The sequence below is a fragment of the Bacillus sp. HMA207 genome (assembly GCF_003402455.1).
In the GTDB taxonomy this organism is placed as follows: Bacteria; Bacillota; Bacilli; order Bacillales; family Bacillaceae_G; genus Bacillus_A; species Bacillus_A cereus.
In genome coordinates this window covers 2,187,392-2,200,046 of sequence record NZ_BEZT01000001.1, presented here as the reverse complement: position 1 = coordinate 2,200,046, position 12,655 = coordinate 2,187,392, and the positions used below count along the sequence as shown (strand labels likewise).

The following is a 12,655-nucleotide window of genomic DNA, read 5'->3' as shown; positions in this document are numbered from 1 at the left end:
ACAAAATGGGATTAGATCAAATCATTAAAGAGTCAATCCGCGAAGTTGTTCGCGAAGAAATTCAAGCAGCTTTAGCGTCATTCCAACAACAATCACAACCAAACAAGGTAATGCGAGTGAAGGAAGCAGCAGCTTTCTTAAACATAGCGGTTTGTAGAATGTATGAATTAGCAAATCATCCTAAGTTTCCAGTAATAAGAGAAGGGCGTAAACTACTTTTTTTACAAAAGGATTTAGAAGCCTGGCTTGAAGCACAAAAGGAGGTGATTTAGTGGAAGATACAACATCATTAGCTATATTAGCGATATTAATTGCATGTGGTTCATTTTTATTTTACATAACTTATGAGCCAATAAAACAATGGGCTTGGAGTGATGTGAAGCAAAGTAAAAAGACCCATGGCAGTGGGTCCTTTTCAAAAAACAAGTTGTTATAAGTATACCACGGAAAGTAGGAAAATAGCACATTGGTTTTATTGAAAGGAGTGAAAGCTATGAACAACAAGGTATTACAAATAGGGCAAATAAATTTTCGTGGAAATGTTATAGATCATGGATGGTTTAAAACACTTACATTAGGTAATGGTAAACCTAATATTGTTGCAATTACTGTCTTAGGAGAAATTGTTTATTGGTATAAACCTACTGAAGTAAGAAGTGAAGAATCTAGTCAAGTTCAATATAAACAAAAGTTTAAGGCAGACACGCTTCAAAAGAGTTATCAACAATTAGCAGATTCATTTGGATTTACAAAAAGACAAGTAAAAGAAGCATGTGACTTTCTGAAAGAACGTGGACTTATAAAAATTGAATTTAGGACGATTCTTGTTAACGGAACTAGGTGTAATAACGTTATGTATGTTGAACCTGTACCTGAAATGATTCAGAAAATATCTATTATGTATTGGGGAAATGCTAACCCTCCTACAATGAAAAGTAATAGTCCTATTACTTTAGAAAGCAAGAGTGTCTTACATTCTAAAGCAATACCCTCCTACGATAAAACGGAAGAGTCTCTTACACTAGAACGTAAGACAAATACAGAGATTACTACAAATATTACTACAAAGATAAATGATGATGATGCTACTTCATCTCAGAAATTAATTGATCAAGAATTTAAAACTAGTTACAACTTTTTACTTGAAAAGGGGATTCCGTTAAGTGAAATTGCAATTCAAGAATTAGGTGAGTTTTGCGATAGATTCGGTAATGAATTAGTTATTCACGCTGTTAATAAAGCAATTGATGAAAATGTGCCAAAGTGGAGATATATTCGCAGTATTTTAAGTAGTTGGGAAAAGGAAAAAGTAAAAACATTAAATGATGTTGCTGCTTTAGATACTCGATTTGAAATGAGTAAGAAAAACAACAAACGTACTGGTAAAGGTTATTCCAAACGAACGGAAGTTGTACCAGATTGGTTACGTAAACAAGAAGAACAAGAGCCAATACAGCAGCCACACCAAACTCAAAGTGATGATCTTAAAGATAATAAGAAACGTTTGGATGAGATTCTAAATAAATATAAAAATACTAAAGGAGAGTAAGGTATGAAAAACACAGGCGTTGCAAGAAAAGTGGACGAGCTAGGTCGTGTAGTAATTCCAGTAGAGTTACGCAGAACTTTAGGGATTGTCGAAGGTACGGCACTAGATTTTCATGTCGATGGGGAAAACATTGTTCTAAGAAAATATGAAAAGTCATGCTTTGTAACGGGTGAAGTTTCTGAAACCAACATAGAGTTGCTAGGTGGCCGAATGTTTTTAAGCAAGGAAGGGGCAATTGAATTACTGGATCTTATTCAGAAGAGTGGGATGGCATATGCCTAAGCAACTAAACATTTTCGATGTAGAGCCAGCAATTTGTGAGTTCGATGTAATGAAGGCAAATGTGAAAAGAGGTACAGGACGCACTACATATGCTGATGTACGCGTCCAGGTTCCAACGAATGCAAAGTGTACGGATGAATTACCACGCACAACTAAACAAGATGATCGCTATGATATTTTTGAACAGTATGTAATGGCAATATGGAGATTTCAAAGAGCTGTAGATAAGTTTTTCAATTGGGATACAGCTGAAGAATTGTGTAAGGCAGCAAGGGATAAAAAAGAAATAATTCCGGTACGGGTTTATTTAGGAAGTGGTTTTAAACCTGATGTTGTCGAGTACATGCGGTAGTAAAAAGGAGAGGGACATATGAAAAAAATAGAAATCGATGTTAGTAGCAACAAACTTTTAATAGTGAAGGACGGAAATGTAACAGCAGTAAATCCGCCAATGAGTGGATTCGGTGAGCAAGTTGCGGTTTGGGTAAACGGTAAAGTTGATCGTGTAGATACTAAGTTTACTGAAAAGATAAAATAATTTTTTACTAGAAAGTAGGTTCGCTTATGAGTGTAGCGAGAAACCATGAAGTGATGAAGGAATCACGGTTAAAGGTATACATCGCTTTAGAAGAAGCTAACTTCATTTGGGATGAAAGAGATGTAATTCGTTTTCGTGAAATGTGGAGTCAGGGCATGAGCTTGCCAAAGATGGCAAAAACGTTAAGAAGGCATCAAGCGGAAGTTGCACTCCTTGTAATAGATCAGGCTGATAAGTATTTAATTGAAAATCGTCCGATAGGATTAGGGATTTGTTAAATAGGAAGGGGAAAATAAAATGAACACTATGGAAAACGGTGTATATGAAACAACTAAATTAGTTAGTGAATCAATGGAAGTACAAGTTGTAATGAATATCAATCAAATTTGTGAATTAGATCAATATCAAGAAGCGGCATTACGTACATGGAATACAAATAACGATTTTGGTGGACGTGTTTTAAATGCAGCATTAGGGCTTACGGGAGAAGCTGGTGAGGTTGCTGATGTTGTAAAAAAAGCAATTTTTCATGGTCATGGATTTGATCCAGCTCATTGTCCAGGAGAAGAAGAAGGAAATACACATAAAATCGCTTTAGAGCTAGGGGACATCTTGTACTACATTTCAATCATGTCTCATGAAATGGGATATACCCTAGAAGATATTGCTCAAATGAATATATCTAAATTGGCAACAAGATACCCAGACGGATTTAGCCGAGAAGCTAGTCAAAATCGTGTAGATATGAAATGAAAATTGTAATAAAAAAGAGCCATGAGTGGAAAGGCTCATAGCTCTTTTTATAAGGGTAATGATTTTATATATAAATATTATCATATAATCCCAAAAAATTCAATGTCAGTCAATTAATTGGTGTAAAATTTGAAAATTCTAGTAAAATGATAATTTATAAATACAAGGGGACTTTTGTTTATATAAAAAGTTTTAAAATATTTTTTGATGTATTAATGGTTAGGAAAACATAAATCAGGAAATAAAACCTGATATTCCTGGTTTAATCGCAGGTCAGTAGTTGAGTTTGTAAAGTGTATATAATTTTTTTCTAATGTATCTAGTGTTACCAGGTGATAAGTACCTAATCCATGCTGGATGCTATGTTTTGAAAGAGTAGGACCAATTTGTAATTTTCTATTTTTCATAGCTGTATTCCAGGGGCTGTAAAAGAATTTTAAAACGAAAGCGGGATACATGTAAATCATAAATGGATGCGGTGACCAATGTCGTCCTGCCCAATAACTACCATGAAAATAATTGTGGACTAATCTACCGCCATAGTATGGGGCAGGTGGATTAGGGGTGAGTATTTTCCCATGATAACGTTGTTTGACAAGGGGAATTCCGTATCTCGGATTGGTATAACCGTGAGTAGGATCATCTACCATTAGAATAGTCCTAATTGCGTACATGTTTTTCCCTAAAGTAGCAAGAGATGAGAAAAAGGCATGCTTATCAACACAGCAAAGAAATTCAGTGGTATTTAACACCATTTTCCATCCCGTAATTTCTTTCTCTATGTTCATTACTTCTTGATCAACTAATATGGCATCAAATTCTAATACTTTTGAATCGCGGATTTCCCAATTAGGTGCAAATAATTTGCATATTTCAACTGAACGATCAGTAGACCCACGATTAATAAGAATGCCGTGATCAAATAATTTTGTGTGGTGCATTAACCACCAAGGGAGCAGATACTCTTCATTATAGAAATGGGAAATTAAAGTTGCACTAATGAAAACCCCTCCTTTTAGACAAGGATAAAATACATCTTGCTCTAATATATTATGATGCTTATCCTTAAAAGCCTTTGTTAAAAATAACATAGAAAAAAAGGCACTATAAAATAGCGCCCACATTCAATTTGCAGAAGTATTATGAGGAAACTTAAGTAGGTGGCTTAAGTTTCTCTGTAATAAATATGAACCTATGATTATAAAAATGCCTATATTTTAGAGGGGGGTTAAGGAGTATTTGTATACAGTGAAATCCTTTTTGAAAATATCTTCAACTAATTGAATAGTTTCGGAGTCATAAAAACTTTCATATGTTGGGAGTCGTGGGAATAGAGGGTCAGTAATATCAGCATCTGCATAGTTACCTTTAAAAATGGTGATCCCACTTTGATGATGCCATGACTTAGTTAATATATCTAATGGGGACTTTTTTAAGTCATATATATTCTCTAAATTTGAGATTTCAGAGGAGAAATTTTCAAGGTGAATATAGTTTGTAACAAACTTTTCTTCATCTTGGACATATTGTTGCACATAGTGGGGGTTCACATCATCTAAATTATTCATATGTGCTTTTAAGTAATATAAAAAAAGTTTAAAGGAGATTTTTTTATTGCAGTTTTTATCATGATATAAAAAATGTCTAATTGGTTGCCATTCGGGATGTTCAATATTTGGTGGAGCGATTAGTGAGAGAAATGAACTTACTGCTCTTTTATAGGGGTTTCTTACAAGTTTATATGTCGGTTTTTCATTTGCGGATAATGCATTAGCAAGTCCAGTAAAGTAGTAAACTGAATTTTTGTAAATGTCGAATTCATAATTATGGATGAATGGGTTATATTTAATGGCTTCCTTAAACAAGTTGATTTGATAAAAAAACCAATGAGCAAGTGATGTACATCCGCTTTTTTGACTCCAAAATAATATTATTGGGAATTCTTGATGAAAATGGGGTCCTCGGGCGTATTTCATGATGAAGTCGTAAATATTTGAGTTAGTCATATGTTACCTCCCAGCATATTCTAGAAATCTCATCTTTGTATACGGTATGGAGAAAATTCTATATATATGATAAAAGGCTTGCAGGGCTATCAATTACTTTATAAAAGCGTTATTTTATAGTGATGCAAAAAGAGTACATATCGAATATGTACTCTTGAAAAAAGGAAGTGTATATAAGTGATGAAACACTATATTACAACATATGCTTGTCTCATTTAAAAGTGCAAGGAATATAACAAAATAGTTATTTTAATAAAAAACGGGGAAATGAGGGGAGTGAAAGGAAAAGAACCCTTTATATAAAGAGTTCTTACGGTGATTTAATCTATTAGTTGCACTCGTGGTAATATTCATCACATGAATCGTTATTATTGTTACAGCAGATACAAAATGTTTTTTGAACAAATAAACTAACTGCACTAGCAGGACCTTCTTGCTTTGTAAGAGTAAGACTTTGAAAATCTTCAACTTGAAATATTTTTGTTTGAACGGGTTGTAATGTAGTAGTAATTGGTATGCTAGATCTTCTTGTTAGAATAGTTACTTGAACGGGTGCACTCATACCGACAACGAATAACTGAATTAATGTTTTATTGTGATTGTTGGTGAAATCTTCAAATACTGTTTGTGGAGTGGTATTTAGGAGGTCAATAGATATAGGTATATTTCCATTTAAATTTTCTCCTGAACCACTAATTGTATGAGTCTCAACAAAACAGTTATTTTTTTGGTGGTCCGTATGCGATTGGTTTTTATAATACTTTTTACCATCTTTATAAAAGTAATCAGCCATATGAATTTAAAGCTCCCTTCTTTTAGATGTCTATATAGTCTATTTAATAAAGCGAAGTAGTGCTTGTACAACATAATAAAATCCGCTCTCGTAATTATTTGAAAATTAAAGAGCGCCATTCAAGGCGCTCTCGGATAAAAAATATTGAAAAAGAATACCACATTATATTTTATGCATGTTCTGAATAAATGTGCAGTTTTTTAACAAAATTCTTATTGTATGAGCAAAAATAAAAGAACCCGTTTGTTATAAACGGATTCTTCCCACAAGGTGTGCAAGAAATTCAAGGTAACTGGACCAGAGCCACCTGTGGAATTCCTTGTGATAATACTGTATGCAAAGGAATCAATAAGGTTAATGAAATTTAAACAAAATCCTTATTTAATTAAAAAATATGTCTTGTCTGCTCTTTGCATTTTATGTTTATTATATGTAAAACATAATCCATCCAAATAAATTAAAAGAGCACTTTTAAAAGTGCTCTCTGACTAGAACTAATGTTGAAAAAGAATACCCAATATATTGTATGTATGTTTTTTAGATAGGTGTAATTAAAAATAAAATCTTTATTTAAATAAAAAGAGCGCTAATCGTGAGCGCTCCTTATACCTCATTATAACGACAGTGACGAACTCACATTATATAGAAAGGCACTATTATTGTATGTCAAAGTATGAGATTAGTGAATGGATTTAGATAAAATCTTTATTTAAAAATTAAAGAGCGGTTTTTAAGGGGCTCTCTGACTAAGAGTTATTTTAAATTTTTTATGGCTTTGAAGTATTTAAGCAATAATTTTGTTTAAGACTAAGATAATTTCTCATTAGTAATACCGATTTGCTTCAGTAGACATGGCAATCGCTTTTGTTTCATGAACTGTACCATAGGGATGCTCTGGAGGTGCATATATAGAGTAAATTTTAAGTGGTTTATTCCCCATATTGATTACATTATGCCATTTTCCAGCAGGTATCATAATTGCATAGTCATCATAGACCATTTCTTGAAAATCTAATTTATCTTTGTTATCACCCATTTGAACGAGTCCTTGGCCCTCTTCAATACGTATGAATTGATCAGTTGTAGGGTGTACTTCTAAACCTATGTCATCTCCAACATTAATACTCATTAAAGTTACTTGTAAGTTTTTTCCTGTCCAGATAGCGGTGCGATAAGTATTGTTTTGTTTAGTGGCTTGGTTAATATTCAATACAAATGGTCTAGCTCCATAATCTGTTAATCTAACATTTTCACAACAAGGATTCCGGTTGTGGTCCCAAGCATTATTGTTGTAACTGTAATAATAAGGATTCCAACCGTAAATCCAATTATTGTTATTCCAGATGTTATCCATTGAGCTTTGACATTGATAATAACGTGGATTATATTGCATATCCAAGCTCCTCTCATGATTTTATCATTTCCTGTTTATCCTATGCTGTTGTCTATTTATAGGAATGCAGAATAAGAGGAAATGGGCAGTAATAAAGGATGTACAATTTGTATAAAAAACTTAATAAAATCGTTATTTGATTAAAAAGAAAAAAGAGCACATGTTGATATGTACTCTAAGATAATCATTTTAATATCTATTCAATTGTTTCTTTTGTATCAGGTGTATCAAATTTATCAATCAGCTTAAATATTACTTCTAAAAGAATTGTAGATAAAATTGCAAAGGTTAATACAGCATGTGGTGATAATTGCACTGCTGTGAAATTAAGTTTTGCTAGCCAAAAATATCCGACATACATTGACAGGAATGTACTAACAATTGAAATTGTAAATCCTAAGAAACCTAATTCTTTTAGCTTTTCTTCAGATAGTTTAAATACGCGTAATAAGAAAGAGAAGATGATTCCAACTATGAAAAATCCAATACATAAAGTCAATAGTGACATTATACTTGGGTATTCAACGTCATCAGGCATCCATTGTTTCATTCCTACAATTATGGCTGTAGGTAGTACGATAGGCATTAATAGTGGTGATACTATTAGAAAAATTGCCAATACTCTATTGATGTTGTTTGTTTCATTGTTGTTTTGATTATTCATAAAGCCTCCAAAAATAATTTCAAAATAATATCCTAGTGGATTCTAGCACAAAAGTGTTAGTAAAGCCACAGTTAAAAAAGTGGATTTAAACAAAAACGCTATTTGGTATGTAAATGTAAGAGCACTTTGTAAAGTGCCCTTCTGTAACGACTATCCACTCTAAAAAGAAATGATGCAATATATCGTATGAAATTATGTAGATTGAGTTATGTGTATTTTGTATAAAAATTTCATTTTGTAGAAAAATGCCAAAGTAAAACGAGCACTTGTTCCAGAGTGCTCGCTTAAAAAGCATTCCATGTATTGGGGTTATGTTTGTAAGTCATGAAACAGTAAATGACTGAAAAATAAGGTTCAAGATAGTTTATTCATTTTAGAGTAAATGGGTACCTATACGAAAAAAAGAGCAGCTAGCAAAAGCTAACTGCTCCATTCCTAAAAAAGGTTCCGGGCTGCAAACACTGTTAAGAAAGCAGCTTATCAGTAGTATGTACAGAATTGTGAAGATTATTAGGATGAAAAAAAGAGCGCCTTCGAACAGCGCTATTCCTCAGAGTGTTTAGTACATGATATTTCATGAAGGTTTTTAAGAAATAAAATGAATGAGCTCACAACCGAAAAGATGCGACTACACAATAACATATGAAAATTCCGTAGTAGGGGTGAAAATAAAATTTAAAATACAAAGAGCAGCTAGCAAAAGCTAACTGCTCGGTCCTCCAAGGGGGAACAAGGAGAAAGTAACTTAATGGGTTGTCTACAGTATTAACGGAATATTGAGTTTTATTCAGGGGAGGAAAAAAGAAATGGGTAGTGCATGTCACATAGACAAAAATAAGTGTTTGTGGCGTAAAACTGGAGTTTATTGCAGCACGTTCGGATCAGAAAAATCTCGAGGAGCTTCAATGAATTTTCCTGACGGTAGAGTAATTAGGTTCCATACATCAAACATGGAAGAAGCTCATAATTTAGCGGATATGTTAGGTAATGTTGTAATTGGGATCGGAATGGAGAAAAAGAATGCTGAAAATCAGGCTTGGTATTGAAAAAGATGCATGGGGCGTTATGTTTGGGTATTACGCACCAGAAAGAACGTTAGGCATTTTAAATTAATGTGGAAAATACCATATGTAACCTAAAATAATTAAGCAAGAAATTCCAAGTGTAATTAATAAATATTTAAGGGTTGTGAGTACTGTTTTCATTGAATACCGCCTAAATTTTTAATTATTTTAGGCATTTAGTCCGGTATTTATGTATATAAAAATTTTATTTTGTAGAAAAGAGGAAGCTAAAAAAGAGCACTATCTATAGGTGCTCTTTTCGAGAGTGAGTATAAATTCCTATCATTCAAAACTAGTATATGCACTGTGTTATGTAGTTGCTACTAAAATTAATATCAGTTTTTTAAAATTAGGGGTTTCTTTTAATGAAACCCCTAAAAAGACAACTAAATTTACGTTATTGTAAATTCAATTGCGATAGGAGTACCTCCATCTAGTACGGCACCTCCTACAATAGTAGCAGCTGTAGTAGTCACACCAGTAATAGTATCACCTGTTTGAATAACACCATTAATATAAAGCGTTAAAAAAGCATAAGAAGCAGGGAAGGTTGTTACAGCACCAGTATCATCGGTGAAGTCTGTGTTAGCAAAAGTTAAATCCGCTCCAGCGACAGTCCCTGTAGCTGCTGTACTTACAAATCGTCTTCCAGCTATAAAAGGCTTAACGATAGGCATTTATGTTCACCCCTTTTTGAGAATAAACTTAGACAAGTTTTTTGAAAGTCTTGTCCTGTATTGTATTCTATGTTGTGATTCTTTTAAAAGATACGGCTTGTATACTAGTAAAAAAGTATAATTCGTATGTGTTTATAAGATGTAGTATAAATTTAAACAAAATAATCCTTTTGAAATTATATAGGTAAAACTTCCATTTGAGCAGTTTTTTGAATGTAATAAGGTATTAAAGTAATGAAAACGCCCCAAAATGGACAAAACTGTTTTACAAGAAGGAGTGAGAGGGTTGAATAATTTAAAGAAAAAGAAACTAAAAAAAGCAATTGCTCGTCGTACAAAGGTTATACAAAAATATGAGAAAGATAGAATAGATAAAGCTTGGAGGAATCTGTTTATACAGACAAGTATCATGAAATAAATATAGTCCGGCTAGAAAACTAGAGGACACCAATTCATTAAAGCAGCAATTAAGGCTGTTTTACGAATAGGTGTCCTTTTTATTTTGAAAAGGGAGATGGGGAAATGAAGGTGTTAAAGGATCAATTACTTGAATGGAAAAAGAAATCCAAGCAAGGAAAGAAGAAAAACAAGAAAAAACAAAAAGAGAAATTAAGCACTCGTGATATTGAAGATTTAATGGGGATGCATAGACCTTGCTATGAACGAAGACGTGGAGCAATAAGACAAAAGTAATTTAAAAATAAAAAGGAGTGGTCTTACATGACTAAACAATTATCTTTCTTATCAAAAATTGACAGAACGGCGACACAAGCGGAATTAGAAGGTGTGTTGGAAAGCATACGTATACATAGACAATTCGGGATGATGCGTAAAGAAATGAAAGTCACTCCTTCTTATGAAATACGTGAGCATGGTCCTACACATACAGTTGGAAAACCATTAGAAGATGTTGCTGTAGTAAATATTCAGCAAAGCAAAAGAGAAGAGTGGCTTGAAAAAATGTCATTACGTATTGATCAGTTTCTAAATCGATTAGGAAACGGACGTGCAGGAAGTATTCAAAGAGATATTATTTATAAACGTTATTTAGAAGAAGAGGATGTGTGTGACTACATGGTTTATAACGAGATAGGGATGTCAGAGCGCACTTATCGACGTTGGAAGTCTAAAGCGTTTTATAAACTTGCTTTTGCACTAGGATTAGAAGTTTATGAGACAGTAGAAACTGGAGGTAATAAATAATGAATTTTGTTCAACCGATACGTGATCCAGAGCAAATACAACAAATTAAAGAGTATTTAAAAGAAAAGAGTGAACGTAATTATATCTTGTTTGTAATGGGAATCAATACGGGCTTACGTATAAGTGACATTCTAAAATTGAAGGTTGGAGATTTAAAGGGAAGTCATATTTCCATGCGTGAAATGAAGACGGGGAAGCAGAAACGTATTCAGATTACTGCAGCATTAAGAAGAGAATTAAAGTGGTACATTGAAGATATGGAAGACCATGAGTATTTAATTAAGAGCAGGCAAGGAAAGAATCGACCAATTGGAAGAAGCATGGCGTATAAAATACTTAGTAGTACAGCAACAGAGTTTGGCATAGACGAGATTGGAACGCATACATTACGTAAGACGTTCGGTTATCATATGTACATGCAGACAAAGAACATAGCCTTGCTAATGGAGATATTCAATCATTCAAGTGAACGCGTAACTTTGAGATATATAGGAGTAAACCAAGATGCAATGGATAAAGCGATGAATAGGTTTAAAATCTAATCATTGCTTTTTTTATTCAAGGATAACAACACATGCTTATCGACTTAAGAACCGAAACTTACGCTTGAACATAAAATCAAATTTAGATGAGCAAAGCTATTTCAAGTGAATAGAATCCACTCTTTAAGAATACATAAAAAATATATATACAAGCGTAGTCTAATCACTACATCATTGGCGAAAGTAGAATTCTATAAATTTTGGAGGAAGAGATATGCAAAAAAAGGTTCTCCTGTTTACAGATTTAGGGATTGATGATGCATTTGCTATACTCTACACCTTTTTTCGTAAAGACATTCAACTTGTAGGAATCGTGGCCGATTATGGAAATGTATCAAGAGAAAATGTAATAAGAAATATTAACTATTTAAAGTACATTGCGGGAAGAGAAGAAATACCTGTATTCCTGGGTGCTTCTGTACCATTGACAGGTATATTGACTCAGTATTTCCCTGAGGTACATGGAAAAGTTGGATTAGGACCTATTATTCCACCTGAAATTTCATATCCAGTTTATCCTTTAAATGATATTTATCAAATTATAGAATCGAATTTAGAAGAACTTACAATTATCAATTTAGGAAGACTTTCTTCACTAGCTACAACTTTTGTATTGAATTTAGAAACAATGCGAAATGTAAGAGAATGCATTTGCATGGGGGGAGCTTTTTTCTATCCGGGTAACGTAACTGCTGTGGCTGAAGCTAATTTTTACGCAGACCCTTATGCAGCAAACTTAATTCTGCAACATGCAAAGAACTTGACAATTATTCCTTTAAATGTGACCCAACATGCGATTGTTACACCCGAAATGGTCCAGCAAATTGATGCATTTCATCGGAATACACAGGATCTTGCAGGGCTTATCATTAAACCTATGTTAGATTATTATTATAATTTTTACTCCAAGTCTAATCCAGGTATAAGTGGAAGTCCTATGCATGATTTTGTAACAGTGTGGTATTTGTTAAATAGGGAGGCTGTTAGCCTTTCGAGAGTACCCATTAAAGTAATTCCTGATCAAGGGGAAGGGTTTGGTCAAAGCATTGCAGACTTTCGTTTTGTTACTAATCCAGGCTATAAAACGCATAATGTAGCTTTTCAGTTTGATTATGAAAGGTTCAGGAAGGATATTATGGAAACGTTCTTAAAGAAGAGAGTGTAAAAGACTTTATTCATTTTATTTAACTC

Annotated in this window: 20 protein-coding genes; 14 read left to right on the top strand and 6 right to left on the bottom strand. The window is 33.3% G+C overall.

Going from position 1 to position 12,655, the window contains the following annotated elements:
* Positions 1-5 precede the first annotated feature (5 nt).
* The 8 genes from HMAS_RS11560 to HMAS_RS11530 are packed head-to-tail and all read left to right on the top strand — an operon-like array spanning position 6 to position 3,122.
* Positions 6-272, top strand: a complete 267-nt coding sequence (locus HMAS_RS11560) for a helix-turn-helix domain-containing protein (RefSeq protein ID WP_000522028.1) — start codon at positions 6-8, stop codon at positions 270-272.
* Complete coding sequence (locus HMAS_RS27655; protein ID WP_000390285.1) at positions 272-436, top strand: hypothetical protein; 165 nt, start codon at positions 272-274, stop codon at positions 434-436. The genes HMAS_RS11560 and HMAS_RS27655 overlap by 1 nt, the downstream gene beginning before the upstream one ends.
* Positions 437-493: 57 nt before the next feature.
* The gene (locus tag HMAS_RS11555) at positions 494-1,549 is read left to right on the top strand and encodes a DnaD domain-containing protein (RefSeq protein WP_116344835.1); all 1,056 of its coding nucleotides are present in this window, start codon (positions 494-496) and stop codon (positions 1,547-1,549) included.
* 3 nt (positions 1,550-1,552) lie between these two features.
* The gene (locus HMAS_RS11550; RefSeq protein WP_063547383.1) at positions 1,553-1,831 is read left to right on the top strand and encodes an AbrB/MazE/SpoVT family DNA-binding domain-containing protein; all 279 of its coding nucleotides are present in this window, start codon (positions 1,553-1,555) and stop codon (positions 1,829-1,831) included.
* Positions 1,824-2,183 carry a hypothetical protein gene (locus tag HMAS_RS11545; RefSeq protein WP_001125968.1) on the top strand — a complete coding sequence of 120 codons (360 nt, stop codon included), beginning with the start codon at positions 1,824-1,826 and terminating at the stop codon, positions 2,181-2,183. The genes HMAS_RS11550 and HMAS_RS11545 overlap by 8 nt, the downstream gene beginning before the upstream one ends.
* 18 nt (positions 2,184-2,201) lie before the next feature.
* Positions 2,202-2,369 carry a DUF3954 domain-containing protein gene (locus HMAS_RS11540; protein ID WP_000717826.1) on the top strand — a complete coding sequence of 56 codons (168 nt, stop codon included), beginning with the start codon at positions 2,202-2,204 and terminating at the stop codon, positions 2,367-2,369.
* A 26-nt stretch (positions 2,370-2,395) separates the two neighbouring features.
* On the top strand, positions 2,396-2,647 hold the full coding sequence (locus HMAS_RS11535; protein WP_000109499.1) for a hypothetical protein: 252 nt from the start codon (positions 2,396-2,398) through the stop codon (positions 2,645-2,647).
* A gap of 19 nt (positions 2,648-2,666) precedes the next feature.
* On the top strand, positions 2,667-3,122 hold the full coding sequence (locus HMAS_RS11530; protein WP_001094973.1) for a nucleoside triphosphate pyrophosphohydrolase family protein: 456 nt from the start codon (positions 2,667-2,669) through the stop codon (positions 3,120-3,122).
* 212 nt (positions 3,123-3,334) lie between these two features.
* Here HMAS_RS11530 and HMAS_RS11525 read toward each other — a convergent pair whose 3' ends face one another.
* The 5 genes from HMAS_RS11525 to HMAS_RS11500 all read right to left on the bottom strand — a co-directional run bounded on the left by HMAS_RS11525 (position 3,335) and on the right by HMAS_RS11500 (position 7,978).
* Positions 3,335-4,063: a hypothetical protein gene (locus HMAS_RS11525; RefSeq protein WP_033666571.1), complete on the bottom strand. Its 729-nt coding sequence runs from the start codon at positions 4,061-4,063 to the stop codon at positions 3,335-3,337.
* Positions 4,064-4,339: 276 nt separating this feature from the next.
* On the bottom strand, positions 4,340-5,128 hold the full coding sequence (locus HMAS_RS11520) for a sulfotransferase family 2 domain-containing protein (protein WP_116344834.1): 789 nt from the start codon (positions 5,126-5,128) through the stop codon (positions 4,340-4,342).
* Positions 5,129-5,456: 328 nt separating this feature from the next.
* Positions 5,457-5,921: a hypothetical protein gene (locus tag HMAS_RS11515; RefSeq protein WP_046392730.1), complete on the bottom strand. Its 465-nt coding sequence runs from the start codon at positions 5,919-5,921 to the stop codon at positions 5,457-5,459.
* Between the two features lie 823 nt (positions 5,922-6,744).
* On the bottom strand, positions 6,745-7,314 hold the full coding sequence (locus HMAS_RS11505) for a cupin domain-containing protein (RefSeq protein WP_046392731.1): 570 nt from the start codon (positions 7,312-7,314) through the stop codon (positions 6,745-6,747).
* A 196-nt stretch (positions 7,315-7,510) separates the two neighbouring features.
* Positions 7,511-7,978, bottom strand: coding sequence for a hypothetical protein (locus tag HMAS_RS11500; protein WP_046392732.1), 468 nt, complete (start codon positions 7,976-7,978; stop codon positions 7,511-7,513).
* Positions 7,979-8,784: 806 nt separating this feature from the next.
* Between HMAS_RS11500 and HMAS_RS11495 the strand changes: the two genes are divergently transcribed.
* Positions 8,785-9,024, top strand: a complete 240-nt coding sequence (locus HMAS_RS11495) for a hypothetical protein (protein WP_046392733.1) — start codon at positions 8,785-8,787, stop codon at positions 9,022-9,024.
* Positions 9,025-9,434: 410 nt separating this feature from the next.
* Here the strand turns inward: HMAS_RS11495 and HMAS_RS11490 are convergent, their stop codons facing one another.
* Positions 9,435-9,719 carry a DUF4183 domain-containing protein gene (locus HMAS_RS11490; protein ID WP_001123250.1) on the bottom strand — a complete coding sequence of 95 codons (285 nt, stop codon included), beginning with the start codon at positions 9,717-9,719 and terminating at the stop codon, positions 9,435-9,437.
* Between the two features lie 286 nt (positions 9,720-10,005).
* On the opposite strand from HMAS_RS11490, the gene HMAS_RS11485 reads away from it, so the two are divergent.
* From HMAS_RS11485 to HMAS_RS11470, 5 genes are all read left to right on the top strand, one after another.
* Positions 10,006-10,137 carry a DUF3983 domain-containing protein gene (locus tag HMAS_RS11485; protein WP_116344833.1) on the top strand — a complete coding sequence of 44 codons (132 nt, stop codon included), beginning with the start codon at positions 10,006-10,008 and terminating at the stop codon, positions 10,135-10,137.
* 104 nt (positions 10,138-10,241) lie between these two features.
* Entirely contained in the window at positions 10,242-10,412 is a 171-nt protein-coding gene (locus tag HMAS_RS27650; RefSeq protein ID WP_033695145.1) for a hypothetical protein, read from the top strand.
* A 27-nt stretch (positions 10,413-10,439) separates the two neighbouring features.
* Entirely contained in the window at positions 10,440-10,922 is a 483-nt protein-coding gene (locus tag HMAS_RS11480) for an ArpU family phage packaging/lysis transcriptional regulator (RefSeq protein WP_046392734.1), read from the top strand.
* A complete protein-coding gene (locus HMAS_RS11475; protein WP_046392735.1) occupies positions 10,922-11,464 on the top strand; it encodes a site-specific integrase in 543 nt (180 codons plus the stop codon). Before HMAS_RS11480 ends, HMAS_RS11475 begins: the two co-directional genes overlap by 1 nt.
* A gap of 214 nt (positions 11,465-11,678) precedes the next feature.
* Positions 11,679-12,629: a nucleoside hydrolase gene (locus HMAS_RS11470; protein ID WP_001170296.1), complete on the top strand. Its 951-nt coding sequence runs from the start codon at positions 11,679-11,681 to the stop codon at positions 12,627-12,629.
* Positions 12,630-12,655 lie beyond the last annotated feature (26 nt).